Raw genomic sequence first — 24,044 nt, forward strand, 5'->3', positions numbered from 1 at the left:
GCAATGTCGATCAGCAATGCGATGGTGCTCGCCGCGGGCCTCGGCACCCGGCTCCGCCCGATCACCAACACCATGCCGAAGCCGCTCGTTGAGATCGCGGGTAAGCCGATGATCGACTACGTACTGGATCTTCTGGCAGAGGCCGGCGTCACCACGGCCGCGGTCAACGTGCACCATTTCGCCGACCAGATGGAAGGGCATCTCAGCCAGAGAAGAAGGCCGGAGATCCTGATTTCCGACGAGCGCGATGCGCTGATGAATTCCGGCGGCGGCCTGGCCAAGGGCCTGAAACTGCTGCCGGAAGGCCCCGTACTGGTGATGAATGCCGACCTTTTCTGGGTCGGGGAACCGGTCGGCGTGCCCAGCAATTTGACGCGCCTGGCCGCAGCCTTCGATGCGGACCGCATGGACATGCTGCTCTTGTGCGTGCGCGATGAGGACACGACCGGTCACAACGGCAAGAAGGACTTTTCGCTCGGTGCCGACGGCAAGCTGACGCGATACACCGAAGGTCTGCCGAACCCGGTGGTCTATGCCGGCGCGATCGCGCTTCACTCCCGGCTCTTTGCCGACGCGCCGGACGACGCCTTCAATCTCAACATCTACTTCGACCGCGCGGCCGAAAAGGGACGCCTCCACGGCCTCCTGCTCGATGGCCACTGGATGACGGTTGGCACGCCCGACGCGATCGGCGAAGCGGAGGCGGCGATCCGCCGCCACCAGCCGGGAGGATGAGCGTGCGCGGCCGCCTGTCCAACGTCTTCACGATCCCGCCTGGCCTCCCCTTCCTGAAGACGCTCGCCGACAAGCTTTGCGACGGTAGCCTGACCCCGGACTTCCGCTACGATGCGGCCGATCCCCTGCCGCTTTCCGGCGTCACGATCTTCGTGCCGACGCGGCGTTCGGCCCGTGTGCTCAGATCCGAATTCGTCGACCTGCTCGGCGGCCGCTCCACCATCCTGCCCACCATCAAGGCGCTCGGCGAGACCGATGATGACAGTGGCTTCTTCGACGCCGAAGTACCGGCGATCCTCGATCTCGCGCCGCCGCTGCCGGGCACGGCACGGCTGATCGAGCTTGGCCGGCTTATCCTGGCCTGGCGCAACCGCCTGCCGAAGGTGGTGCTCGACATCCATGCGGAAAGCCCGCTGATCGCGCCGGCAAGCCCGGCCGATGCGATCTGGCTCGCACGCAATCTTGCCGATCTCATCGATGCAATGGAAACGGAAGAGCTGGACTGGGATCAACTCGACCGTCTCGATGCCGGCGAGCATGCGCTCTGGTGGCAGCTGACGCTCGAATTCCTCAAGATTGCCCGAACCTACTGGCCGGAGCGGCTGGAGGAACTCAAGCAATCCTCGCCCGCACGCCACCGCAACGCCATCCTTCAGGCCGAAACGCAGCGTATCGCCGACGGCAAGATCGAAGGGCCGATCATCATCGCCGGTTCGACCGGTTCCATTCCCGCGACGGCCGCGCTGATTGCCGCGGTGCAGAAGCTTCGGAACGGCACGATCGTGCTGCCTGGTCTCGACCAGACGATGAGCGATGCCGAATGGGACATGATCGTAGCTGACGCCGCACTTGACGGCAGGCCGGACCCGGCAAGCCGCAGCCACCCGCAATACGGCTTCTACAGGCTGCTGAAGCGCATGGGCGTCATCCGCTCGGATGTGGGCACGCTAGCCGGCGCCGAAACCGACCTCGATTTCCGCGCAACGATCCTCTCTCACGCCCTTTTGCCGGCAAAGGCCACCAATGCCTGGACCGAAATGCGCAGCGAACTCGACGGCGAATTGCTGCGCGCTGCCTTCGGGGATGCAGCTCTCATCGAAACCGCCAACGAGCGCGAGGAGGCGGCAGCGATTGCCGTTGCGCTACGGCTTGCGCTGGAAGGTAGTGAGGATAGCCAGGCGGCGCTGATCACGCCCGACCGAAATCTCGCGCGACGGGTCGGCGCCGAGCTCGCCCGTTTCGGCATCGAAGCCGACGATTCCGCCGGCACGCCGCTGTCTTCTACGCCTCAGGGCAGCTTCATGCGCTTGCTTCTGGAGGCAAGCCTGCGCCCCGGCGATCCCGTGCCCCTTGTCGCACTGCTCAAGCACCCGCTGGCGCGCTTCGGGCTTGCGCGTGATGAGATGCGCCAGGGCGCCGACGCGCTCGAACGCATGGCGCTGCGCGGCAGCACCGCAGCCGTCGATATCCTCGCCCTGGAACCGTTGCTCGATGCGGCCATTGCCGGCCACAAGATCGATCGCCACCCGCCAGAATGGCGTGCCGGCATCGGCGCCGAAGAACTTCACGCAGCACGCGATCTGGCGATCAAGATCGGTCTCGCGGTGGCGCCGCTCGCTTCCGCGCTCACGCGCAGCAAAGACGGCAGCCGCGTGTTCTCGGAGGAATTCACCTTTGCCGACTGGGCAACACGCACCGGCCAGGCGCTGGAAGCGGCCTCGGCCGACGAGCGCGGCGATCTCGGTGGGCTCTGGTCCGGCGAGGCGGCCGATACGCTGGCGACCCTGCTTCGCGGCATCATCGAAACCGATGGCCAGATGACGGCGGATGGGCCGCAATGGTGCGACGTCATGGAGGCGCTTGCTGCAGGTGCCGCAGTCAAGCCGCGGTCCATGCGCCATCCGCGGGTCTTCATCTTCGGCGCGCTGGAATCACGCCTGCAGAGCATGGATCTTGTGGTGCTCGGCGCCATGAACGAGGGCAATTGGCCGGGCCAGACCGCCAACGACCCGTTCCTGTCGCGCACGATGAAGACGGGCATCGGTCTCGAGCCCCCCGAGCGGCGCATCGGCCAGCTCGCGCATGACTTCCAGATGGCCTGCGGCACACGGCGACTGATCTTCACCCGCTCGATGCGCCAGGGCGCAGCACCCACCGTTGCCTCGCGCTGGCTACAGCGACTGCTCGCGCTTGGCGGCGAACGGCTGACTGCGGCCTTGCAGGTCAATGGCGCCGACTATCTGGCCTGGGCCCGGATGCTCGACGACGGAGGGCGGCAACCGCTTGCCGAACGCCCTGCGCCCAAGCCGCCGGCGGACCTGCAGCCGCGCAAATATTCCTTCAGCGAAGTCTCGCGGCTGAGGCGCGACCCCTACGCGATCTACGCCCGGCGCATTCTTCGCCTGCATCCGCTGCTGCCGTTCAACAGCGATCCCGGTCCGGCCGAGCGCGGCACGCTCTATCACCAGATCGTCGAGCGCTTTGTTCGCGGCGGCTTCGACCTCATGTCGCCCGCGGCCGAAGAGGCCATGCATCGGCTGCTGAACGAGGCTTTCGACGAGGCGCGGCTGCCCACACATATCGACACGATCTGGCGGCCGCGCTTCGCCGCCGTCGGCTTGGCTTTCATCAAGTGGGAGCGGGACCGCGCACGCTTTATCCGCCGCTCGCGCACGGAAGCTCCGGCATCGATGGAGCTCGGCGTCGCCGACATGCGGCTGACGGGCATTGCCGACCGGCTCGATACACTGACCGACGGCAGCGTGGAGATCATCGACTACAAGACCGGTTCCAGCCCATCGGTCAAGGAAGCCCGTGTGCTGCTCGACCCGCAGCTTGCCCTTGAAGCGGCCGCCCTCAAGGCCGGCGCCTTCAAGGATGTGCCTCCGAGCCATCCCCAATCGCTGCTCTATGTCCGGCTGAAGCCCGGATCGCGTTTCAAGCAGGAGACCGTGAACAACGAGGGCAGCAAGGCGAAGGAAACCAAATCTGCCGACCAGCTTGCGGATGAATCCCTCACCGAGCTCAGAAAGCTCCTGAGTGCGCTGCTTTCGGGCAAGCATGGTTTTGCATCCCGCGTGATTGTTCAAAAAGAGCGCGAATACGGGGGCGAATACGACCATTTGGCGCGCGTTGCCGAATGGTCGACGGCCGATAGCGAGGAGGAGGACGGCGATGAGGGATGACAGCCTCGGCCCCGAACAGGCGACGCCGCAAGCCTGGCTCGACTGGACCTCGCGTCGGCAATCGCTTGCCTCCGATCCCGAACGCTCCGCCTGGGTTTCGGCCAATGCCGGATCCGGCAAGACACATGTGCTGACCCAACGGGTGATCCGGCTGCTGCTCGCCGGCTGCCGGCCGTCGGCGATCCTCTGCCTGACCTATACCAAGGCGGCGGCATCCGAAATGTCGAACCGCGTCTTCGAACGACTGGCCGAATGGGTAACGCTCGACGACGCGACGCTCGAAGAACGGATCGAGGCGATCGAGGGTGCGCGACCTGGTCTGTTGAAGCTGCAGGAGGCGCGGCGCCTGTTCGCCCGGGCGCTCGAGACGCCCGGCGGCCTCAAGATCCAGACGATCCACGCCTTCTGCGAGGCGCTGCTGCATCAGTTTCCACTGGAAGCCAACGTCGCCGGACATTTCTCTGTTCTCGACGACCGCGCTGCCGCCGTACTGCTTGCCGATGCGCGCCGCATGCTGCTGACGGCAACGGCGGCCAAGGACGATCCGGAACTGGCGCGCGCCTTCGCCACGGTGCTCGACCTCGCCGATGATACCGGCCTTGAAAAACTGCTGGCAGCGATCGTCGAGAACCGCACCGCGATCCAGACCTTTCTCGAACATGCCGACGCGCTCGGCCGCACCGAGGCCGAGTTGCGCCGGGCCCTGAAGCTGGCGCCGGATGAAAGCGTCGACAGCGCAATGGCTGCGATCTGGCCGTTGGCGGGCCTGAACGGTGCATCCCTGGAACGTTACTTCTCTCTCGCCACAAGCGTCGGTGGAACGAAGGTTCTGGAGTTTGCCGAGGGACTTCGGACCGTCTCCAAGCTCACGGACTTGGGCGCACGTTATGACGGTCTCAGGCATTTGTTCTTCACCGGCACCGGCAAACCCCGGGCACAATCCGCCTTCCTCAACAGGGCGATGCAGCAGGCGGCACCCGATCTCATAGACCTGGTGGACGAAGCCTACCGCCATGTCGTCGCCTGTATCGATCACATCAGCATTCTCAGGATGTTCGAGGCGACGCTGGCAGCTCTGACCCTCGCCGAACGGCTCAACGTCGACTACGAGGAACTCAAACGGCGACGCAGCCAGCTCGATTTCGAGGATCTGATCAACCGCACGGCGGCGCTCTTTGCCCGCGGCGATGTCAGCGCCTGGGTCCACTACAAGCTCGACCAGGGCATCGACCATATCCTCGTCGACGAGGCCCAGGATACCAGCCCGGCGCAATGGACCATCATCCAGGCGCTGGCGGCTGACTTCTTCTCCGGCGAAAGCGCCCGTGGCGCCAACCGCACCATGTTCGCCGTCGGCGACGAGAAACAGTCGATCTACTCCTTCCAGGGCGCGCGACCGGAACGGTTCTCGCGTGAGAGCCAGGAAACGGAACGGCGGGTGCGCGACGGCGGCAAGGCCTTCGAGCCCATCCGTCTGCAGCTCTCCTTCCGCTCGACCGTCGACGTGCTTTCGGCCGTCGATACGGTCTTCGCCAATCCGGCGCATGCACGGGGCCTCAGCGCCCGCAACGAGCCCGTCGTTCATGCCTCGAACCGTATCGGCCACCCCGGCGCCGTCGATATCTGGGACGTAATTGCCGCCGAACCGATGGACACGGACGAAGAATGGACGGCAGCCTTCGACGCGACGCCGGAGAGCGCGCCCGTCAACATCCTCGCTCGCCGGATCGCCGGCGTCCTGGAGAGCTGGATCGGCAAGGAAACGATCGTCGAGAAGGGTATTCGCCGGCCGATGCGTCCCGGCGACGTGATCGTGCTGGTCCGCAAGCGTGACGCCTTCGTCAATGCGCTGACCCGGGCGCTCAAGCGCCGCAACAACATTCCGGTCGCCGGCGCCGACCGCCTGGTGCTCACCAAGCATATTGCCGTTCAGGACCTGCTCGCACTCGGGCGCTTCGTCCTCTTGCCGCAGGACGACCTGTCACTCGCCGCGCTCTTGAAAAGCCCGCTGTTCAATCTCGGCGAAGACGCGCTGTTCGAGCTCGCGGCGCGGCGCAAAGAAGGCGAGAGCCTCTGGCAGAGGCTCCAGGCCGAGGCGGCCGAGGGCATCCTGTTCCACCAGGCAGCAAGGGCGCTGAAAAGCTATGTGGCGCTCGCGAACGCGCTTGCTCCGCATGATTTCTACGCCCGCATTCTTGGCGTTCATGGCGGCCGGGCGGCCTTCCTGGCGCGGCTCGGCACCGAGGTCAGCGACATTCTTGACGAGTTCCTCACCTTCGCCCTCGATCAGGAAAGAAGCGGCCTCCCGGGGCTGCAGGCCTTCGTTTCGACGCTGGAAATGGAAGCGCCGACGGTCAAGCGCGAGCAAGACAAGGAACGCGACGAAGTCCGGATCATGACGGTGCACGCCGCCAAGGGTCTCGAAGCGCCGGTCGTCTTCCTCGTCGACGGCGGCGGTGCGCCGTTCAGCAACCAGCATGTCCCTTCCCTCCGCTTCCTCGAACTCGCTCAACGGGATGGCACCGTCCTGCCGTTGCCGGTGTGGCGCGCGCCGGGCTCGGAATCGAACACGCTCGTGACCGCCGACAGCGATCGTCTGAAGATGCTCGCCGAGGAAGAGTATCGACGCCTGCTCTATGTCGGCATGACCCGCGCCGCCGACCGCCTGATCGTCTGTGGCTATCGCGGACAGCGGGCCGTCGCCGAAACATGGCATGCTATGGTTCAGGCGAGCCTTGCCGGGGACGAAAATGGTCGCGGCCACCCGAAGACCTTTCACGCCGGCGGCGAGGAGTGGTCCGGCCATGCCTGGCGCGAGAAGCAGCTCGAGCGCGACCTTCCCTCCAAGGAAGCGCCCTCGGCGGACGCAAGCCGCCCGGCCTCCGGCCTGCCGAAGGCCCTTTCGACACCGCTGCCGCCGCAAAAGCGGCTGCCGCGGCCGCTCAGCCCCTCCGGCGTCGGTATCGCCATCGACGAGGACGACGGCGACGGGCTCGTCGGATCCGCGCTGTTTTCAGAGAAGGCACCGGCAAATCTCTCGATGTTGCGCGGTGCCATCCTGCACCGCCTGCTGCAGGTCCTGCCCTCCATTGCGGGCAATGATCGCCGCGCCGCGGCCGAGCGCTATCTCGTGCGTTCGGTGCCTCGCTGGTCGCCGGAGCAGCGCGCCGCGCTGATTGACGCTGTCGAGAATGTCCTCGACCATCCCGATCTGAAGGCGCTCTTCTCGGTCGGCAGCCGCGCCGAAGTCTCGGTCATGGGCACGCTGACCCTCGGCACGCGCGACCACGCGGTTTCCGGCCGCATCGACCGGCTCGCCGTCAGCGACGGGATCGTGACCATTGCCGATTTCAAGACGAACCGGCAGGTGCCGGCTTCGCAGGGTGACATACCCTTCGCCTACAGGGCACAGCTTGCGATCTATCGCGAGCTGTTGCGGCCGCTCTATCCCGGGCACGCATTCCGATGCGTGCTGATCTTCACCGAAGGACCGGCAATCCACGTGGTTACGGATCAGGCGCTCGACAGGAGCCTTGAAGACCTCGCGACAAAGTGAGATACCCGATATTGAAAATCCAGCGGTGCCATCTCACATGAGACACAACATCTGGATACTGCCATTCCGAACGCAAGGAGCAGCCTATGGCTACTGTAAAGGTCGATACGTCCAATTTTCAGCAGGAAGTGCTGAACTCCGCCGAGCCGGTGGTTGTCGATTTCTGGGCTGAATGGTGCGGCCCGTGCAAGATGATCGCGCCGAGCCTCGAGGAAATCTCGAACGAGCTCGCCGGCAAGGTCAAGGTCGTCAAGCTCAACATCGACGAAAACCCGGAACTGGCTGCCCAGTACGGCGTTCGCTCGATCCCGACGCTCGCCATGTTCAAGGCCGGCGAAGTCGCCGACATCAAGGTTGGCGCTGCACCGAAGACGGCCCTTTCCTCGTGGATCTCCACGGCGGTCGCCTAAGACCTTCGCTAACTACCGCAGCAGAAAGCCCGGCATGCCGGGCTTTTTTCTTGTCTTGAACTTGGCTGTTGTCGGAATGGCGGCGTCGCCACCTCCGGATCACTTCGGCGGCGTACCGTTGTCGGCGAGAACGTCGCCCACCAGATAGAGCGAGCCGCCGATCAGGATGCGCGGCGGCGCCGGATCCTCATCGACCAGATTGGCAACGATCGTCAGCGCTTCGGCGACGGAAGAGACAGCCGAAGCCTCAAATCCGATAGCAGCCGCGTCGCTTGCAAGCGCCACCGGATCAAGACCTGCATCGGAACCACGGATCGGAACGGTGAAGACCTGTTCGGCAAGATCCACAAACGCCCGGAAATAGCCGACCGGATCCTTGGTGTTGATCATGCCGATGATCAGGAACAAGGGTCGCGATTCGCGTTCTTCGAAGGTCGCCATCGCTTCGGCGATCACCTGGCCGGCACCCGGATTATGGCCGCCGTCGACCCAGATTTCCGCATCGGCGGGGCCGTAACGCGTAAGCTTGCCGCTGGTCAGGCGCTGCAGGCGCCCGGGCCACTCGACGCCGGCAAGCCCCTTCTCGATCGCCGCCTCCGAAACGTCGAAGCCCGCAGCCCGCACCGCGCGAATGGCCGCGGCGGCATTGGCGTATTGGTGCCGTCCCGGCAGCTTCGGAAGCGGCAGATCGGCGAGACCGCTTTCGTCCTGATAGACAAGGCGGCCGAATTCCTCATGCGCCATGAAGTCCTGGCCATAGACGAACATCGGGCAACCGAGCCGCTCGGCCGTCGAGATCAGCACATCGCGCGCAGCCTCTTCTTCCTGCTGACCGATCACGACGGAGCAGCCGCGCTTCATGATACCGGCTTTTTCCGCAGCGATCAGTTCCACCCGATCGCCGAGATAGGCCTGGTGATCGAGCGAGATCGGCATGATGACGGATACGGCCGGTCGAGCAATGACATTGGTCGCGTCGAAGCGGCCGCCGAGGCCAACCTCGATGATCGCGACATCGGCCGGGTGCTCGGCAAAGAGAAGGAAGGTGACGGCGGTCAGGATTTCGAAGACGGTGATCTTCTCGCCGCCATTGGCTTCGGCGACGCGACGCACGGCATCGGCCAGAACGGGGTCGCTGACGAGCCGTCCCTTGCCGCCCTTGACGCCGAGTCGATAGCGCTCGTGCCAATTGACGAGATGCGGCGACGTGTGGACGTGAACGCTGAGACCGGCCGCTTCCAGGATCGCCCGCGAAAACGCGGTTGCCGAACCCTTGCCATTGGTGCCGGCGACATGGATCACCGGTGGCAGGCGGTCCTGCGGGTTGCCGAGCGCGGCGAGCAGCCGGGTGATCCTGTCCAGCGACAGGTCGAACCCCTTGGGGTGGAGGGCAAGGAGTTTTTCGATCTCATAGCCCGCTTCGCTGGCTTCCACCGCTGTCATCTCTCACCCCGACCCGACAAGCTTGACTGCCAAACATCTCCGGTCTGGCGGAGATGTTCATTCTTGTTCTGCGCAACTGCGGGAAAATCGGCTCACGCTTTTCCCGGAATTGCCTTTAAGCGCTTGCCGCGACCGGCAAGGCAGCCGGCTGCGTGCCGCCGTTGAGCTTCGAGGCTTCCGCCGGCTTCTTCATCAGTATCTTCAGGACCCGGGCAAGCGTCGACGGCAGATCATGGCGTTTGACCACCATGTCGACCATGCCGTGCTCCAGCAAGTATTCAGACGTCTGAAAACCTTCCGGCAGCTTCTCGCGCAGAGTCTGCTCGATCACGCGCTTGCCGGCAAAGCCGATTTCGGCGCCAGGCTCGGCCATATGGATATCGCCAAGCATCGCATAGGATGCGGTGACGCCACCGGTCGTCGGGTTGGTGAGCACGACGATATAGGGAAGACCGGCTTCCTTCAGCATGTTGACGGCAACCGTGGTACGCGGCAGCTGCATCAGCGACAGGATGCCTTCCTGCATGCGGGCGCCGCCCGATGCCGGGAAGATGACCAGCGGGCACTTCTCCGCGATCGCCCTTTCGAAGGCCTTGATGATCGCCTCGCCGGCAGCCATGCCGAGCGAACCGCCAATGAAGTTGAACTCGTGCACGACGGCGACGAGCTTGACGCCCTGAACGCGGCCGAGACCGGCGACGATCGTGTCTTCGAGCTCGGTCTTCGCGCGGCTGTCGCGCAGACGGTCGGAGTACTTCTTGGAATCGCGGAACTTCAGCGGGTCCTGAGCAACCTTCGGCTGCGGAAACGCTTCATAGATGCCGCCGTCAAACAGGTCCTTCAGCCGGGCCTTGGCCGGCATCTTCATGTGGAAGCCGGACTGCGGGATGACCCATTTGTTTTCTTCGAGATCGCGGTGGAACACCATCTCGCCGGTTTCCGGGCACTTGATCCAGAGATTTTCCGGAACCTCCCGGCGGCCCAGCATCGAGTTGATCTTCGGCCGAACGTAGTTTGTGATCCAGTTCACTTAGTAACTCCTGAAGATTTCCTTCGGGTTGTGCGCGCTAATATAGGCAATTATTCGGCTGCTGCGAGGCGTGCGGACCGCACGCCTGCCGAGAGCCCTCTGACCAGCGCTTCAACACCCGGAACCGTCGCGTCCGTCGCCTTGCCCTCTTCGGTCAGGCTCGACGCGATCTGGTTGACGATCGCCGTACCGACGACCACGCCATCGGCGGATGCTCCGATGGCCCTTGCATGCTCCGCCGTCTTGACGCCGAAACCGACGCAAACCGGCAGGTTGGTGTGCGCCTTGATACGGCCGACAGCGCCGGCAATCAACGACGGATCGGGCAGAGCCGAACCGGTGATGCCGTTCATCGATACGTAATAGACGAAACCGGAGGTGTTTTCGAGCACCTTCGGCAGGCGACGGTCGTCCGTGGTCGGCGTCGCCAGGCGAATGAAGTTGATGCCCTTCGCAAGCGCCGGGATGCAGAGCTCGTCGTCCATCTCCGGCGGCAGGTCGACGACGATCAGGCCGTCGATGCCGGCGGCAAGCGCATCTGTTAGGAAGCGGTCGACGCCGTAGATATAGATCGGATTATAGTAGCCCATCAGCACGATCGGCGTGCGCTGGTCGTCCTCGCGGAAGCGGCGTGCGATCTCGAGCGTCTTGGCAAGCGTCTGGCCGCCCTTCAGCGCGCGTTGACCGGCAAGCTGGATGGCCGGGCCATCGGCCATCGGGTCAGAGAAGGGCATGCCGAGTTCGATGACGTCGGCGCCGGCCTTCGGCAACGCCTTCATGATCGAGAGCGACGTCTCGAAATCCGGATCACCGGCCATGAAATAGGTGACGAGGACCGGCCGTCCCTCGGCCGCCACATCGGCAAATCTCTTGTCCATGCGTGCGGTCATGATCTTACAGCCCCATTCCCAGTAACTTGCCGACGGTGAAGATGTCCTTGTCGCCGCGGCCGGAGAGGTTCATCAGGATGATCTCGTCCTTGCCCATCTTCGGTGCGCGCTTGATGACCTCGGCAAGCGCATGCGACGGCTCGAGCGCCGGAATGATGCCCTCGAGGCGGGTCAGCGTCTGGAACGCCTCGAGCGCTTCGTGGTCCATGATCGGCACGTATTCGACGCGGCCGACATCGTTCAGCCAGGCATGTTCCGGGCCGATGCCGGGATAGTCGAGGCCGGCAGAAATCGAATGGCCTTCCTTGATCTGGCCGTCGCCATCCTGCAGCAGATAGGTGCGGTTGCCATGCAGCACGCCCGGCGAACCGGCGGTGATCGACGCGCAATGCTCGTCGCCCTCGATGCCTTTGCCGCCGGCTTCGACGCCGACGATCTTGACGCTTTCATCATCAAGGAACGGATGGAAGATGCCGATCGCGTTGGAGCCACCGCCAACGGCAGCAACGACGAGATCCGGCAGCCGACCTTCGGTGGCGAGCATCTGTTCCTTGGCTTCCTGGCCGATGACCGCCTGGAAATCGCGGACCATTTCCGGATAGGGATGCGGGCCGGCGGCCGTACCGATCAGATAGTAAGTGTTGTCGACATTGGTGACCCAGTCACGCAGTGCCTCGTTCATCGCATCCTTGAGCGTGCCGCTGCCGGCGGTTACCGGCTTCACCTCGGCACCGAGCAGCTTCATGCGGAAAACGTTCGGCGCCTGGCGCTCGACGTCGGTCGCGCCCATGTAGACGACGCAAGGCAGGCCGAAGCGTGCGGCGACGGTCGCCGAGGCGACGCCGTGCTGGCCGGCACCGGTTTCGGCGATAATGCGCGTCTTGCCCATGCGCTTGGCCAGCAGGATCTGGCCGATGCAGTTGTTGATCTTGTGCGAGCCGGTGTGGTTCAGCTCTTCACGCTTGAAATAGATCTTGGCGCCGCCGAGCTCGGCCGTCAGCCGCTCGGCAAAATAGAGCGGGCTCGGCCGGCCGATATAATGGGCGCCGAGATGCGCCAGTTCCGCCTTGAAAGCCGGGTCGTCCTTTGCCTTGTTCCACTCGTCCTGCAGGTCGAGGATCAGGGGCATCAATGTCTCGGCCACGAAGCGGCCGCCAAAAATGCCGAAACGGCCGTCCTCGTCGGGACCGCCCCGGAAAGAATTCAACTTTGGCGCCTGGTTCACGTCCTGCTCCCTGACCGTGGCATGCCCGCCTCCGCCTGGCGAACGGCATTGAAAAACGATTCCATGAGCTTCAGATCCTTGACGCCCGGCGCGCTCTCGACGCCGGAGGAGATATCGATGGCGCGGGCGCGGGTCTGCGCCATGGCCTCGCCAATGTTACTGGCGTTGAGACCACCGGAAAGCATGTAATCGACGCTTCCGTCAAGCGCGTCGAGCAGCTTCCAGTCAAAGGAGACGCCGTTGCCACCGGGCAAATCGGAACCTTGAGGCGGCTTGGCATCAAAGAGGAAGCGATCGGCGATGCCGACATAGGCGTCGATCTTTTCGAGGTCCGATGCATCGCGCACCGAAAGGGCCTTCATGACAGGAAGCCCATACATCGCCTTGACCGTCAGCAGCCGTTCGGGATCTTCGCTGCCGTGAAGCTGCAGGATATCCGGGTTGAGTGCCGAAACGATCTCGTCAAGCTCGTCATTGTCGGCATCGACCGTGACCGCGACGATCTTTGCCTGACCGCGAATGCGGTCTGCCAGACGGCCGGCATCGTCAGGCTCGATGTTCCTGGGGCTCTTTGGAAAAAAGATGAAGCCGGTATGGGATGCACCGAGCGCGACAGCGCGCTCAACCGCTTCCGCGGTCTTCAGCCCGCATATCTTCACTTCGGTTTTCATGAGAAGCGACCTTGCATGAAATGTCGCGCGAGTCGAGCCAAAAACCGACGCGCGAAGCGCCAGCCAGCGCCCCCGCAACGATGTCCCGACGGCTGTTGCGCCCCTTGCGCCACAGGCGATCTTTCACCATATGCATTTTACCACAATGGAGAGACTGATGCGCCTGTTGCTCGCGCTAATCCTGCCCTGGCTGCAGTTTTTCACGATCGGCCGTCCCTTTGCCGGCCTCATCTGCCTGATCCTGCAGCTCACCCTGATCGGTTGGGTTCCGGCAGCGATCTGGTCGGTCTATGCGCTCAGCCAATACAAGACCGACGAGAAGATCCGCGACGCTCTGCGCTACCGCGCATGACACGCAGGTAAGGTCGTCTCCGCCTGGTTCAGTCGAAGTCGATCGCGTGAAGCATCGTGCCGTTGCGGCGAAGCCAGCGCCTGGCATCCTCCGTATCCGGGCACAGCCTCCCGCACAGCGCCCAAAAATCAGGCCCGTGGTTCATCTCCTGCAAATGTGCCACCTCGTGTGCTGCGAGATAGGCGATGACCTTCGGCGGTGCCATGACGATGCGCCAGGAAAAGCTTAGCGCCCCATCGGCCGAACAGGATCCCCAGCGGCTGCGGGTATCTTTCAACGACAGCGACTTTGCGCGCCGACCGATGCGACCGGTATAGATCGCCACCAGCCGATCGAGATCCTGACGGGCTTCCTTCTTGAGGAAATCGACGATACGCCGTTTCAGGTGCTCCTCGCCGCCGCTGACGCGCAGCACCGGTTCGTCATCGAACAAAACCGCTTCCGTCAGACCGCGGATATTGCCGGTACGCTCGATCCGGTGGGAGATGCCTCGGATCAAGATGGAGCCGCCCTCCTCGATCTGGCTTTCGCCGGAGAAACGCGCGAGCTTCGTCATCAGCCAGCCCTGATGGCGGTTGAGAAAGGCGTTGACCTCACGCTCCGGCAAGCCTTGGGGGATCGTCATCTTCAGCGCCCGACCGCCGGGCTCGATGCGCAGCGTCATGCGGGTCGCGCGCGCGTTCTGCTTGATCGTCAGCGGCAGGGACTTGCCGGCAACGTCGATCTGCCGCGTCATGGCGGGTGGAGCAGGTCGAATGCGCCGCTTGAATGAAGGGAACATGCAGGCTTTCTAACCGATTCGCTGGGGCTTCGCCTACAGCGTCGAAGGCGCGCAATGGATAATCCGGCGTTTCATGTGAAACGCCGGAAGCGTTGTCTTCGGATTAGTGAGCTTCGACCACCGGGCCGGAGCCGCCGTTCTTGCGGTCGCGCATGAAGCGGTCGAACTCTTCCTGGTCCTTGGCGCGGCGAAGCTCGCGCACATAGGTGTCGAACTCTTCGCGCATCGCGTCGAGCTTGCGGCGTTCCTCGTCGAGGCGGGCAAGTTCGGCTTCACGCCAGTCGTCGAAGGCGACGTTGCCGGTGCGATGCGTCCAGTTGGAACGGCGTCCATTGCGCTTGAATGCAGAGCACATGCCATCCACCGTATCGTTGGCGTCTTTCTTGAAAGTCTTCAGCTTTTCGCCGAACAGGATGTAGGCGAGCATGGCCAGACCCAGTGGCCAGAAGACCACGAAGCCGAGCACCATCAGGGCGATGGTCGCGGGCGTCCAATCCGGACGGATCATTGCAGATTGGTTCATCTTCAGGATTCCTCGCAATCATCCGGGCCGCCCATGCGGCCCGATGAAAACGATGTGGGAAGGCGCCCTTGGCTGTGCAAGACGCCCTCCCCCGGATTCGAACAAACCCTTGACTCTACGCGGTCAAAACGGCCCCAATCGCGAGGTCAGGCCGACTTTCCGCCCTTGATGAGCTGCTTCACCGGCTTCATGTGCCGCGAATGCTCGCGGTGGAAAGCGACGATGCGCGGCGCGATTTCGCGGCGGAAGCGCGATCCGTTGAAGACGCCGTAGTGGCCGACATCCGGCTGCATGTAGTGCATGCGCATATGATCAGGGATGTTGGTGCAGATCGTCTGCGCCGCCTTCGTCTGGCCAACGCCGGAGATATCGTCGTTCTCGCCTTCGACGGTCAGCAGCGCGACCTTCCTGATCGCCGTCGTATCGACGCGCTTGCCGCGATGCATCATCTCGCCTTTGGGCAGCGCGTGCTGCATGAAGACCACCTGCACGGTCTGCAGGTAGAATTCGGCGGTCAGGTCCATGACGGCCAGATACTCGTCATAGAAGTCGCGATGCTTCTCGGCAGCGTCACCGTCGTTCTTCACCAGATGCGCGAAGAACTCCTTGTGGGCGATCAGGTGGCGGTCGAGGTTCATCGACATGAAGCCGGAAAGCTGCAGGAAGCCCGGATAGACCATGCGCATGAAGCCCGGCTGCGGCCACGGCACCGGCATGATGACGTTGTCGCGGAACCATTCGATCGGCCGTTGTTCGGCAAGCTGATTGACGCCCGTCGGATTGATGCGGGTGTCGATCGGTCCGCCCATCAGCGTCATCGTCGCCGGCGACAGCGGATCGTCCGCCGCTTCCATCAGGGCGACGGCAGCAAGCACCGGCACTGCCGGCTGACAGACGCCGATCACATGGGTGTTCGGGCCCAGGAAGTGCAGCATCTGGATGACGTAGTCGATGTAATCATCGAGATCGAAAGTGCCTTCGCTGAGCGGCACCATCCGGGCGTCGATCCAGTCCGTGATGTAGATGTCGGAATGCGGCAAAAGGGCTTCCACGGTGCCGCGCAGCAGCGTCGCGTAGTGGCCGGACATCGGCGCCACGACCAGAACCTTCGGATCGGCGGCACGCCCCTTGGGCAAGGCGCGCTCGAAATGGATGAGGTTGCAGAAGGGTGAGCGCCAGACGATGCGCTCGTAGACGGAGACGGACGTGCCGTCGACCTCTGTCGCGGGAAGTCCGAACTCCGGTTTGCCATAGCGGCGGGTGGAGCGCTCGAACACTTCGAGCCCGGCGGCAGCGGCACGGCCGAAATAGGTGTGCGAGATGGGGTTCATCGGATTGCTGAAGGCAAGCCGCATGGCATCGGCGGCTGTACGCCACGGCGCCATCATTGCATGGTTCAATTCATAGAGCTGGTAGAACATGGGAAGCGTACCCCTTGGTTCAATCGACGACAACGCCGCTCCCGGTCGGACGCAAGCTTGCGATTGTTTGTCTTGGTGTCCGCAATCTCTGCCAGACTACCACTTTTCTTGTGCAGTGCAACAAATACACCCGTCTCACCTCGATACAAGGCCTCGGGCCAGAATGAATCTGGATTCCTGACGATTTGCAAACGAGCTTGTCCGAAACCGGCGGTTTTCCGCAATTTTCGTGCGTTGAGGACCGATGCCGGGCATTTTCAGGGAAAAAATGGCGACTCCGAAGCGCGAACGTTCGGTGCGGCCTCTGCGGCGATGCAGCAAAGCCGCCATCGCTCATGCTGCTGCCACCTTGACGATTGCCTTGACCAGACCCGACTTTTCTTCCGCCCATCGCGGCAGATCGGCGACCGCGCCATCCAGCGTCGTGCGGTGGGTGATCAACGCCTCGACCGGCACGAGGCCGGAAGCAATCGATGCGACGACATGATCAAAATCCTGGCGGGTCGCATTGCGGCTGCCGACCAAGGTCATCTCCCGCTTGTGAAACTCCGGATCGGAGAAGCGTATCTCGTCCTTGACGACGCTGACAAAGACCAGCGTGCCGCCATGGGCGACATAGGCGAAGGCGGCCTGCATCGAGCCACTATACCCGGTGGCATCGAAGACCACGTCGAAACCATCCCCTCCCGTCGCTTCGGCTATGCGTGACGCCATATCGGTGCCCGCGACGATGCCATTGGCAAAGCCGAGCTTCTCGGCAGCAAAATCCAGCCGTTCGTCGCTGGTATCGACAAGCGTCACTTGATGGCCGGCAATGCGCGAGAAGATCGCGGTGCCGAGGCCAATCGGCCCTGCGCCGATGACCAGCGCCCGTGAACCCGCATCCGTGGATGCTCGGCGCACTGCATGGGCACCGATCGCCAGGAATTCGACCGTTGCCGCAGCTTCGGCAGACAGACCATGCGCCGGATAAAGATTACCCTCGGGCACGATGATCTCTTCGCAGAAGGCGCCATCCGTATGTACGCCGAGAACCTTGATGGCGGTGCAGCAGTTCGGTTTGCCCTGGCGACAGGCAACGCAGTTGCCGCAGCTGAGATAGGGGTTGACCACGACAGGCGTACCAAGCGCGATCTCTGTGCCGCGGCCACCGGAAATGACCGTTGCCGAGATCTCGTGACCCATGACCCTCGGGTATTCGAGGAACGGATGTTTGCCGGCGAAGATATGGTAGTCGGTGCCGCAGATGCCGACATGGCTGACGGATAGACGCACCCAACCGTCAGGCACGTCTTCAGCCGGTGGGCGGTCGACGACCTCCAGGCGGCCGGGTTCGAGGCAGAGCACGGCTTTCATGGCAGTTCTCACGGAATGTTCGGTGGCAGCGCCTAGCGGGCGCTGCGGCGCCGGAGTTGGTCGAAATAGACGATGACGATGATCAGCGCGCCGGTGATGATACGCTGCCAGAACGAGTTGACGTTCAGGAGATTGGCACCGTTGTTGATCGTCGCAAGGATGAAAGCGCCGAGCAGCGGCCCATGGACCGAGCCGACGGCCCCGAACAGACTGGTGCCGCCGATGACCGACGAGGCGATCGCCTGCAGTTCCCATCCCTCGGCTTGCGTCGCGTTACCGATGCCGATGCGCGAGGCGAGCAGCAGGCCGACGAAGGCAGCGCAGGTCGATGACAGGATATAGGCGAGATAGATGGTGCGGTGCACGTTGACGCCGGAGAGGCGCGCCGCCTCGCTGTTGGAGCCGACCGCGAAGAGATAACGGCCGAAGCGGCTCAAGTGCAGGAAGACATAGGCCGGGATCGCCACCACGATCACCATCCAGAACAGGCTCGGCACACCGAGGAAATCCGCGCGAGAGAAGTTGGTGAAGGCTTCATTGGTGATCGAGATCGTCGAACCGTTGGTGATCAGCAGGCCGATCCCGCGCAGCGATGTCAGGGTCGCAAGCGTTATGATGAAGGGCGGCAGACCCATGCGCACGATGCCGAAGGCATGGAAGGCGCCGATCAGCACCCCGAAGGCGAGCGTGAGGATGATGGCGGCCCAGAGCGGCATGCCAGCCGCAAGCAGCCAGGCGACGATGACGCTGGTGAAGCCGACCACCGCCCCCACCGAAAGATCGATGCCGGCGGTGATGATGACGAAGGTTTGGCCGACCGCGAGGATGGCCGTCATCGCCCCCTGGCGCAACAGGTTGCTGATGTTGTTTGGCGTCCAAAAACTGTTGGTGGCGAGGCCCAGCAGCAGCCACAGGAACAGAAGCAGCCCCAGGAGGGTGAGGCCGAACAGAATGCTCACGCCCTTGCGTGGCGCCGCGCTGGCGCCGCTTTCCACCGTTTCCGCACTCATCGTCTTCCTCCCTGCGTCCCTCAGATTTCTTTTTATGTGTTCAAACACCGATCGCCTGCGTCAGCACTTCCTCGTGGCTCGCAGCACGATAATCGTGGCTAGCAACCAGCCGGCCGCGCCGGAACACGTGCAACCTGTCCGCAAGCTCGTAGACTTCAGGCAGATAGGACGAGATCAGGATGATGCCTGCCCCGTTCTCCAGAAGCCGCGCGAACAGGCGGTAGATCTCGGCCTTGGTGCCCACATCGACGCCGACGGTCGGCTCGTCGAAGATGAAGAGCTTGGCGCCATGGCTCAGCCACTTGCCGATAACGATCTTCTGCTGGTTGCCGCCGGACATGGCCGACGCCAGGACTCGTCGTGACGGCGTCTTGATCTTCAGGTCGCGGATCTGCCGGTCGGCATTCTCCCGCTCCTGCTGGCCGTTGATCGTCAGGCCACGCGTCAGCCGGTTGAACACCGGCAGATTGATGTTGAGGCCGATCGGCAGATTGAGGCACAGGCCCTGATCGCGGCGGCTTTCCGGCGCGAGCGCGATGCCGAGATTCATGGCGACACGCTCGCTGGCGATCTCGACCTTGCGCCCCTTCCAATAGACCTCGCCGGCGCTTGGACGATGCCGACCATAGAGGCCGAGCGCAAACTCGCTGCGCCCCGCTCCTATCAGCCCATAAAGGCCGACGATCTCGCCGGCGCGAACGGTCAGCGATACATCCTGAAAACCGGGGCCACTCAAGTTCCGCGTTTCGACGATGACCTCGCCGGGCGGAAAATGCTCCTTGTGATAGATCTGCTCGATGGTGCGGTTAATCATCAACGCGATCAGCTCCGCCTCGTTCGTCTCCCCGATCTTGCGGGTGCCGACATGGGTGCCGTCGCGCAGCACCGAGACGCGGTCGGCAATCTCGAAGACCTCCTCCATGCGGTGGCTGATATAGACGATGGTCACGCCTTCGGCTTGAAGCCTCTGGATCAGCCGGAAGAGCTGCGCCGATTCCTGTCGGGTGAGATAGGCGGTCGGCTCATCGAAGATCAGGAACTGCGTGCCTCGCATGGCGGCGCGCGCCGTGGCGACGAGCTGCTGCTGGCCAATGGTGAGACTGCCGAGCACCGCGCCGGCCGGCAGATTGAAGCCGAGATCGTCGAGCACGCGCTGCGCCGCATCGGTCATGGCGCGCTTGCGCATCAGGCCGTTACGATTGATCTCGTCGCCGAGGAACATGTTGGCCGCCACAGACAGCTGCGCACAGAGTACGACCTCCTGGTGCACGGCGTTGATGCCGCGTTCGATCGCCTCATGTGGCGTGCCTAGTTGAACGGGTTTGCCGCACCAGAAGATTTCACCGGACGTACGCTTGATAACGCCGGTCAGAAGCTTGATCAGCGTCGACTTGCCGGCACCGTTCTCGCCCACGATGGCGTGGATCTCGCCGGATAAGAACGTCAGCGAGGCAGGCTTCAGCGCTTCGACGGCGCCATATTTCTTCTGCAAAGCGCGCAGTTCCAGAATCGGCTCCCCTTTGGGAACCGGATGGCGCGTCGCCACCTGCAGGCCCTGGGTCCTGGTGTCGCGCGCCTCTTGCAACTCGGTCATCTGCGCATTCCTCCCATCGCAGAGATCGCTTGCGACCGGTCCTCGTTCCGGTCGCAAGCGGGTGCAGCGGGCAATGGGCCTGCTGCGGCCGTCGTCACTTAACCTTCGGGTTCAAGAGAGCGTCGATCTTCGATTCGGCCATATTGGCCTTGGTCACCAGGTTGGCGCCGGTGTCGACATTCGCCTCGACCTTTTCGCCCTTGGAGACGGCCAGTGCCGTCTTCACGCCATCATAGCCCATCCGGTAAGGATCCTGAACGACGAGACCCGCCAGAACGCCTTCCTTGAGGAAGCCGACGGTCTTGTCGTCGCTGTCGAAGCCGATCACCTTGATCTTGTCGCCGAGCTTGTTTTCGGCGATCGCCTGGCCAACGCCCTGCGCCATGATCAGGTTGGACGCAAAGACGCCAACGAGATTGGGGTTGGCGGTAATCAGGTCGGTCATGATGTTGAGGCCGGTGGTCGCCTGGCCGTCGGCGTACTTGTCGACGACAACCTTGAAACCCGGATACTTGGTCCTGACCTGATCGAGGAAGCCTTCACGGCGCTGGTCAAGCGAGCCGACACCCGGAAGGCTGGTGATGATGGCAATCTCACCCTCTTCCTTGCCGCTCATTTCCTTGACAGCCGCAGCAAGACCATCCGCAGCGATGCGACCACCCTGGACGTTGTCTGTGGTCAGGAACGAGGAGAAGGCCTTCGAGTCGGCGCCGGAGTCGATGCCGATGATCGGAACGGCCTTGGCCGCCTCATCGATCGGCTTGCCGAGCGCCTTGAACTCCGTTGGCGAGATGACGACGGCAGCCGGGGCGCCGGCAACCGCGTTCTCAAGAATGCTGATCTGGCCGTTGATATCGGACTCGGATTGAGCGCCGAGTTCCGGTACATTGACGCCCAGGTCCTTGCCAGCGGCGCGCGCGCCGGCCAGCACGATCTGCCAGTAGAAGGACGTGGTGTCCTTGACGATGATCGGGATAGTCACGTCCTGCGCGAAGGATGCGACCGGCGTCATGCCGGCGATCATCGCAGCGCTCGCCAAAGCGGTGAAGGCACGACGGGTAAGGCTGCTTTTCAGAATGCTCATCCCAGGTTTCTCCTCTCAGTGCACCGTGTTCCATTTCTTGGAGATCGATCGCAGGTGCTAGCTATCGACCTTTTATCGATAAAAAACATATTGGAATGCTAATACGACAGTTCCGGCTTGGCAAGCTGCCGGAACAGCATTTCAGAGCGAAACGCGGCCCCCGCCCGCTATACGCGAACCGCCTCGTCGCCGAGCTCCGGCGCGACCAGCGTGAACGGTTCAAAAGCCGTGAAATCGGCCGCGGAAAACCGGTGTTCGGTGAGCGCCATGTTGCGCCTCAGACTCTCCGGCTTGGCGGTGCCGAGCAGCACGGAGGCGACCTTGGGATGGCTCAGCGGAAACTGCATGGCTGGCGCGGCAAGCGGCGCGTTCATACCGCGCGCGACCACCTCCATGGCACCGACCCTTTGCCGGATATCTTCCGTTGCCGGCATGTAATCGAAATGCGCACCCTCGACCGGGCCCGTTGCCAGAATGCCCGAGTTGAAGACCCCGCCGACGACAAGCGAGGTCTGCTTCTTTTCACAGAGCGGCAGCAGTTCGGCGACGGCCGAGCGATCGAGCAACGTGTAACGGCCGGCCAGCAGGATGCAGTCGATATCGGCCCGGCGCATGACCTCAAGACAAACCGGTACCTCGTTCACGCCGAGACCATAGGCGGCGATCGTTCCTGAAGATTTCAGCTCCTCAAGCGCCTTCAGGCCGCCATCCAGCAATTGTCTGAGATAGACGGCATTGCGGGCGGCGCCATGGGTATAGACGCCGATATCATGGACATAGAGGATGTCGATGCGATTGAGCCCCAGCCGAGCGTAGCTGAACTCGACGGACCGCATGATCCCATCATAGCTGTAGTCGTAGGTGACGTCGAAATTGAGCGGCTTCACGTAGGAATAGTCGGGCACCTTGCCTTCCGGCACAGGATGGAGGAGCCGCCCGACCTTGGTCGAGAGCACGAATTCGCCGCGTGGCTTGTCACGCAGGAAGTCGCCGACGCGGCGCTCGGCAAGCCCGAGGCCGTAATAGGGTGCCACATCGAAATAGCGCATACCCGACTGCCAGGCCGCGTCCAGTGTCGCGATGGCCGCGTCACGGGTGCACTCCCGGTAGAGCCCGCCGAGGCCGGCGGCACCGAAGCTAAATTCGGTCACCGCTAGTCCGGTTCGACCGATCCGTCTCGTCTGCATTCCCCGTTCTCCTCCTCCAAGGATGCCAGTCGTCACATGTCTAGAGCGTCGCCCCCAGATGCCAGGGCACGAACTCGTTGTCGCCATAGCCGAAGAGCTCGCTCTTGGTCTTGCGGCCAGAGGCGGTGTCGACGATCAGGTCGAAGATCTCCCGGCCAAGCCCGGCAATGCTCGCCTCCCCCGAAGCGATCACGCCGCAATCGATATCCATGTCCTCTTCCATTGCCCGAAATAGCGCCGTGTTGCTGGTGAGCTTGATCGACGGCGCGGGCCGACAGCCGAAACAGCTGCCGCGACCGGTGGTAAAGGCAATGACATTGGCACCGCCGGCGACCTGGCCGGTGGCCGATACCGGATCGTAGCCAGGCGTATCCATGAAGACGAGCCCGTGCTCGGTGACCCGTTCGGCATACCGATAGACCGCGTTCAGCGGCGACCGGCCACCCTTGGCGACAGCGCCGAGTGATTTTTCAAGAATGGTCGTCAACCCGCCGCGTTTGTTGCCCGGCGAGGGATTGTTGTCGAGCGATGCGCCATGCATCGCCACATAGTTCTCCCACCAGGCAATCAGGCCGTCGAGTTTCACCGCCACGGCCTCATTCACCGCCCGGCTGCGCAGCAGATGCTCGGCGCCGTAGATTTCCGAGGTCTCGGAGAGGATCGCGGTGCCGCCGGCCGCGGCGAGGATATCGACGGCGGCGCCAAGCGCCGGATTCGCGGTAATGCCCGAAAGACCGTCCGATCCGCCGCATTGCAGGCCGACGATGATTTCATTGACCGGAATGGGAACGCGGCGCTCCTTGCCGACTTCGGCGGCGATCTCCTCGAGAATGCCGAGCGCCCTTTCCACCGAGCGACGCGAACCACCGGCTTCCTGGATGTTGAAATGCCGTTTTTCAGCGCCCGCGCCACTCTGGCCATAGAGCGTCAGCTGATTGACCTCGCAGCCGAGGCCCACCATCAGCACGCCGCCGAAATTGGCATGGCGGGCGTAGCCGGCAAGCGTGCGGTGCAGATTGGCCATTCCGTCGCCGGTCGACGACATGCCGCAGCCCTGATCGTGCACGATCGGCACGAAGCCGTCGATGCCTTCGTATTTCGGCAGGATGCGGCGGTTCGCCTCCTCGGCGATGGCACGGCAGACCGTGGTGGAACAGTTAACGCTGGCGACGACACCGATATAGTTTCGCGTCGCAGCCCGGCCATCTGCGCGGCGATAGCCCTTGAAGGTGCGTGCCTTGTCGGCATCGCTTGCCGCCTCCGGCGTCCCCTGTGGCCCGATCGCCAGACGATCCCGGTCGAAGGCAAGATTGTGGGAATGCACATGGTCGCCCGGCGCGATGTCGGCGGTCGCCCGTCCGATCGCCTGGGCGTATTTGACGACCGGTTCGCCGGCGCGAATGGGACGGATCGCAATCTTGTGGCCGGCATCGACCTTTACTGCTGCGCGAGCGCCGTTCGGCAAGGCATCACCGGCGGCAATCGCCAATGTCGCCACGACGACGTTGTCCTCCGGTGCGAGCAGGATGGTGGACGGCGCAGACACCGATTTCTCCATGATTGTTATCGTCTGTTCTTCTGTCTTTTATCT

At 63.2% G+C, this 24,044-nt stretch carries 19 protein-coding genes; 5 read left to right on the plus strand and 14 right to left on the minus strand.

What is annotated here, in order from left to right; genetic code table 11:
- Positions 1–3 precede the first annotated feature (3 nt).
- The 4 genes from V7S54_RS12315 (at position 4) to trxA (ending at position 7,886) form a co-directional block, all read left to right on the plus strand.
- Positions 4–735, plus strand: coding sequence for a nucleotidyltransferase family protein (locus V7S54_RS12315; protein ID WP_065376344.1), 732 nt, complete (start codon positions 4–6; stop codon positions 733–735).
- Positions 732–3,920 (plus strand): double-strand break repair protein AddB, encoded by a 3,189-nt coding sequence (gene addB, locus V7S54_RS12320; protein WP_065376345.1) that lies wholly within the window; start codon positions 732–734, stop codon positions 3,918–3,920. The genes V7S54_RS12315 and addB overlap by 4 nt, the downstream gene beginning before the upstream one ends.
- The gene (gene addA / locus V7S54_RS12325; RefSeq protein ID WP_065376346.1) at positions 3,910–7,476 is read left to right on the plus strand and encodes a double-strand break repair helicase AddA; all 3,567 of its coding nucleotides are present in this window, start codon (positions 3,910–3,912) and stop codon (positions 7,474–7,476) included. The genes addB and addA overlap by 11 nt, the downstream gene beginning before the upstream one ends.
- A gap of 86 nt (positions 7,477–7,562) precedes the next feature.
- A complete protein-coding gene (trxA, locus tag V7S54_RS12330) occupies positions 7,563–7,886 on the plus strand; it encodes a thioredoxin (protein ID WP_057252049.1) in 324 nt (107 codons plus the stop codon).
- A gap of 99 nt (positions 7,887–7,985) precedes the next feature.
- Here the strand turns inward: trxA and V7S54_RS12335 are convergent, their stop codons facing one another.
- From V7S54_RS12335 to V7S54_RS12355, 5 genes are all read right to left on the minus strand, one after another.
- The gene (locus V7S54_RS12335; protein ID WP_065376347.1) at positions 7,986–9,329 is read right to left on the minus strand and encodes a bifunctional folylpolyglutamate synthase/dihydrofolate synthase; all 1,344 of its coding nucleotides are present in this window, start codon (positions 9,327–9,329) and stop codon (positions 7,986–7,988) included.
- A gap of 115 nt (positions 9,330–9,444) precedes the next feature.
- Positions 9,445–10,359 carry an acetyl-CoA carboxylase, carboxyltransferase subunit beta gene (gene accD, locus V7S54_RS12340; protein ID WP_065376348.1) on the minus strand — a complete coding sequence of 305 codons (915 nt, stop codon included), beginning with the start codon at positions 10,357–10,359 and terminating at the stop codon, positions 9,445–9,447.
- A 50-nt stretch (positions 10,360–10,409) separates the two neighbouring features.
- Positions 10,410–11,249 carry a tryptophan synthase subunit alpha gene (gene trpA, locus V7S54_RS12345; protein ID WP_058327475.1) on the minus strand — a complete coding sequence of 280 codons (840 nt, stop codon included), beginning with the start codon at positions 11,247–11,249 and terminating at the stop codon, positions 10,410–10,412.
- Positions 11,250–11,253: 4 nt separating this feature from the next.
- Positions 11,254–12,474, minus strand: coding sequence for a tryptophan synthase subunit beta (gene trpB, locus V7S54_RS12350; protein WP_065376349.1), 1,221 nt, complete (start codon positions 12,472–12,474; stop codon positions 11,254–11,256).
- The gene (locus tag V7S54_RS12355) at positions 12,471–13,145 is read right to left on the minus strand and encodes a phosphoribosylanthranilate isomerase (RefSeq protein WP_065376350.1); all 675 of its coding nucleotides are present in this window, start codon (positions 13,143–13,145) and stop codon (positions 12,471–12,473) included. Before V7S54_RS12355 ends, trpB begins: the two co-directional genes overlap by 4 nt.
- 157 nt (positions 13,146–13,302) lie before the next feature.
- On the opposite strand from V7S54_RS12355, the gene V7S54_RS12360 reads away from it, so the two are divergent.
- Positions 13,303–13,497 carry a YqaE/Pmp3 family membrane protein gene (locus V7S54_RS12360; RefSeq protein ID WP_065376351.1) on the plus strand — a complete coding sequence of 65 codons (195 nt, stop codon included), beginning with the start codon at positions 13,303–13,305 and terminating at the stop codon, positions 13,495–13,497.
- 28 nt (positions 13,498–13,525) lie between these two features.
- On the opposite strand, the gene V7S54_RS12365 is transcribed toward V7S54_RS12360, so the two are convergent.
- The 9 genes from V7S54_RS12365 to V7S54_RS12405 all read right to left on the minus strand — a co-directional run bounded on the left by V7S54_RS12365 (position 13,526) and on the right by V7S54_RS12405 (position 23,999).
- Positions 13,526–14,278: a M48 family metallopeptidase gene (locus V7S54_RS12365; protein WP_065376352.1), complete on the minus strand. Its 753-nt coding sequence runs from the start codon at positions 14,276–14,278 to the stop codon at positions 13,526–13,528.
- Between the two features lie 103 nt (positions 14,279–14,381).
- A complete protein-coding gene (locus V7S54_RS12370; RefSeq protein WP_057252042.1) occupies positions 14,382–14,801 on the minus strand; it encodes a DUF2852 domain-containing protein in 420 nt (139 codons plus the stop codon).
- A gap of 146 nt (positions 14,802–14,947) precedes the next feature.
- Positions 14,948–16,222: a polyhydroxyalkanoate depolymerase gene (phaZ, locus tag V7S54_RS12375; RefSeq protein WP_065376353.1), complete on the minus strand. Its 1,275-nt coding sequence runs from the start codon at positions 16,220–16,222 to the stop codon at positions 14,948–14,950.
- A gap of 333 nt (positions 16,223–16,555) precedes the next feature.
- Positions 16,556–17,578: a zinc-binding alcohol dehydrogenase family protein gene (locus V7S54_RS12380; protein ID WP_065376354.1), complete on the minus strand. Its 1,023-nt coding sequence runs from the start codon at positions 17,576–17,578 to the stop codon at positions 16,556–16,558.
- 32 nt (positions 17,579–17,610) lie between these two features.
- Positions 17,611–18,588, minus strand: a complete 978-nt coding sequence (locus tag V7S54_RS12385) for an ABC transporter permease (RefSeq protein ID WP_065376355.1) — start codon at positions 18,586–18,588, stop codon at positions 17,611–17,613.
- A gap of 40 nt (positions 18,589–18,628) precedes the next feature.
- Positions 18,629–20,182: a sugar ABC transporter ATP-binding protein gene (locus V7S54_RS12390; RefSeq protein ID WP_065376356.1), complete on the minus strand. Its 1,554-nt coding sequence runs from the start codon at positions 20,180–20,182 to the stop codon at positions 18,629–18,631.
- Between the two features lie 94 nt (positions 20,183–20,276).
- The gene (locus V7S54_RS12395; protein WP_065376357.1) at positions 20,277–21,266 is read right to left on the minus strand and encodes an ABC transporter substrate-binding protein; all 990 of its coding nucleotides are present in this window, start codon (positions 21,264–21,266) and stop codon (positions 20,277–20,279) included.
- A gap of 167 nt (positions 21,267–21,433) precedes the next feature.
- Positions 21,434–22,453 (minus strand): aldo/keto reductase, encoded by a 1,020-nt coding sequence (locus V7S54_RS12400; protein WP_065376358.1) that lies wholly within the window; start codon positions 22,451–22,453, stop codon positions 21,434–21,436.
- A gap of 40 nt (positions 22,454–22,493) precedes the next feature.
- Positions 22,494–23,999 carry a UxaA family hydrolase gene (locus tag V7S54_RS12405; RefSeq protein ID WP_065376398.1) on the minus strand — a complete coding sequence of 502 codons (1,506 nt, stop codon included), beginning with the start codon at positions 23,997–23,999 and terminating at the stop codon, positions 22,494–22,496.
- Positions 24,000–24,044 lie beyond the last annotated feature (45 nt).

The organism is Ensifer sp. CCNWLY38, from assembly GCF_037120565.1.
Classification (GTDB): domain Bacteria; phylum Pseudomonadota; class Alphaproteobacteria; order Rhizobiales; family Rhizobiaceae; genus Ensifer; species Ensifer adhaerens_H.

Excerpts from the sequence above, each read along its gene's own strand:
- V7S54_RS12315 (WP_065376344.1), top strand. The coding sequence starts at position 4 with ATGTCGATCAGCAATGCGATGGTGCTCGCCGCGGGCCTCGGCACCCGG.
- addB (WP_065376345.1), top strand. The coding sequence starts at position 732 with ATGAGCGTGCGCGGCCGCCTGTCCAACGTCTTCACGATCCCGCCTGGC.
- addA (WP_065376346.1), top strand. The coding sequence starts at position 3,910 with ATGAGGGATGACAGCCTCGGCCCCGAACAGGCGACGCCGCAAGCCTGG.
- trxA (WP_057252049.1), top strand. The coding sequence starts at position 7,563 with ATGGCTACTGTAAAGGTCGATACGTCCAATTTTCAGCAGGAAGTGCTG.
- V7S54_RS12335 (WP_065376347.1), bottom strand. The coding sequence starts at position 9,329 with ATGACAGCGGTGGAAGCCAGCGAAGCGGGCTATGAGATCGAAAAACTC.
- trpA (WP_058327475.1), bottom strand. The coding sequence starts at position 11,249 with ATGACCGCACGCATGGACAAGAGATTTGCCGATGTGGCGGCCGAGGGA.
- V7S54_RS12355 (WP_065376350.1), bottom strand. The coding sequence starts at position 13,145 with ATGAAAACCGAAGTGAAGATATGCGGGCTGAAGACCGCGGAAGCGGTT.
- V7S54_RS12360 (WP_065376351.1), top strand. The coding sequence starts at position 13,303 with ATGCGCCTGTTGCTCGCGCTAATCCTGCCCTGGCTGCAGTTTTTCACG.
- V7S54_RS12365 (WP_065376352.1), bottom strand. The coding sequence starts at position 14,278 with ATGTTCCCTTCATTCAAGCGGCGCATTCGACCTGCTCCACCCGCCATG.
- V7S54_RS12370 (WP_057252042.1), bottom strand. The coding sequence starts at position 14,801 with ATGAACCAATCTGCAATGATCCGTCCGGATTGGACGCCCGCGACCATC.
- phaZ (WP_065376353.1), bottom strand. The coding sequence starts at position 16,222 with ATGTTCTACCAGCTCTATGAATTGAACCATGCAATGATGGCGCCGTGG.
- V7S54_RS12380 (WP_065376354.1), bottom strand. The coding sequence starts at position 17,578 with ATGAAAGCCGTGCTCTGCCTCGAACCCGGCCGCCTGGAGGTCGTCGAC.
- V7S54_RS12385 (WP_065376355.1), bottom strand. The coding sequence starts at position 18,588 with ATGAGTGCGGAAACGGTGGAAAGCGGCGCCAGCGCGGCGCCACGCAAG.
- V7S54_RS12390 (WP_065376356.1), bottom strand. The coding sequence starts at position 20,182 with ATGACCGAGTTGCAAGAGGCGCGCGACACCAGGACCCAGGGCCTGCAG.
- V7S54_RS12395 (WP_065376357.1), bottom strand. The coding sequence starts at position 21,266 with ATGAGCATTCTGAAAAGCAGCCTTACCCGTCGTGCCTTCACCGCTTTG.
- V7S54_RS12400 (WP_065376358.1), bottom strand. The coding sequence starts at position 22,453 with ATGCAGACGAGACGGATCGGTCGAACCGGACTAGCGGTGACCGAATTT.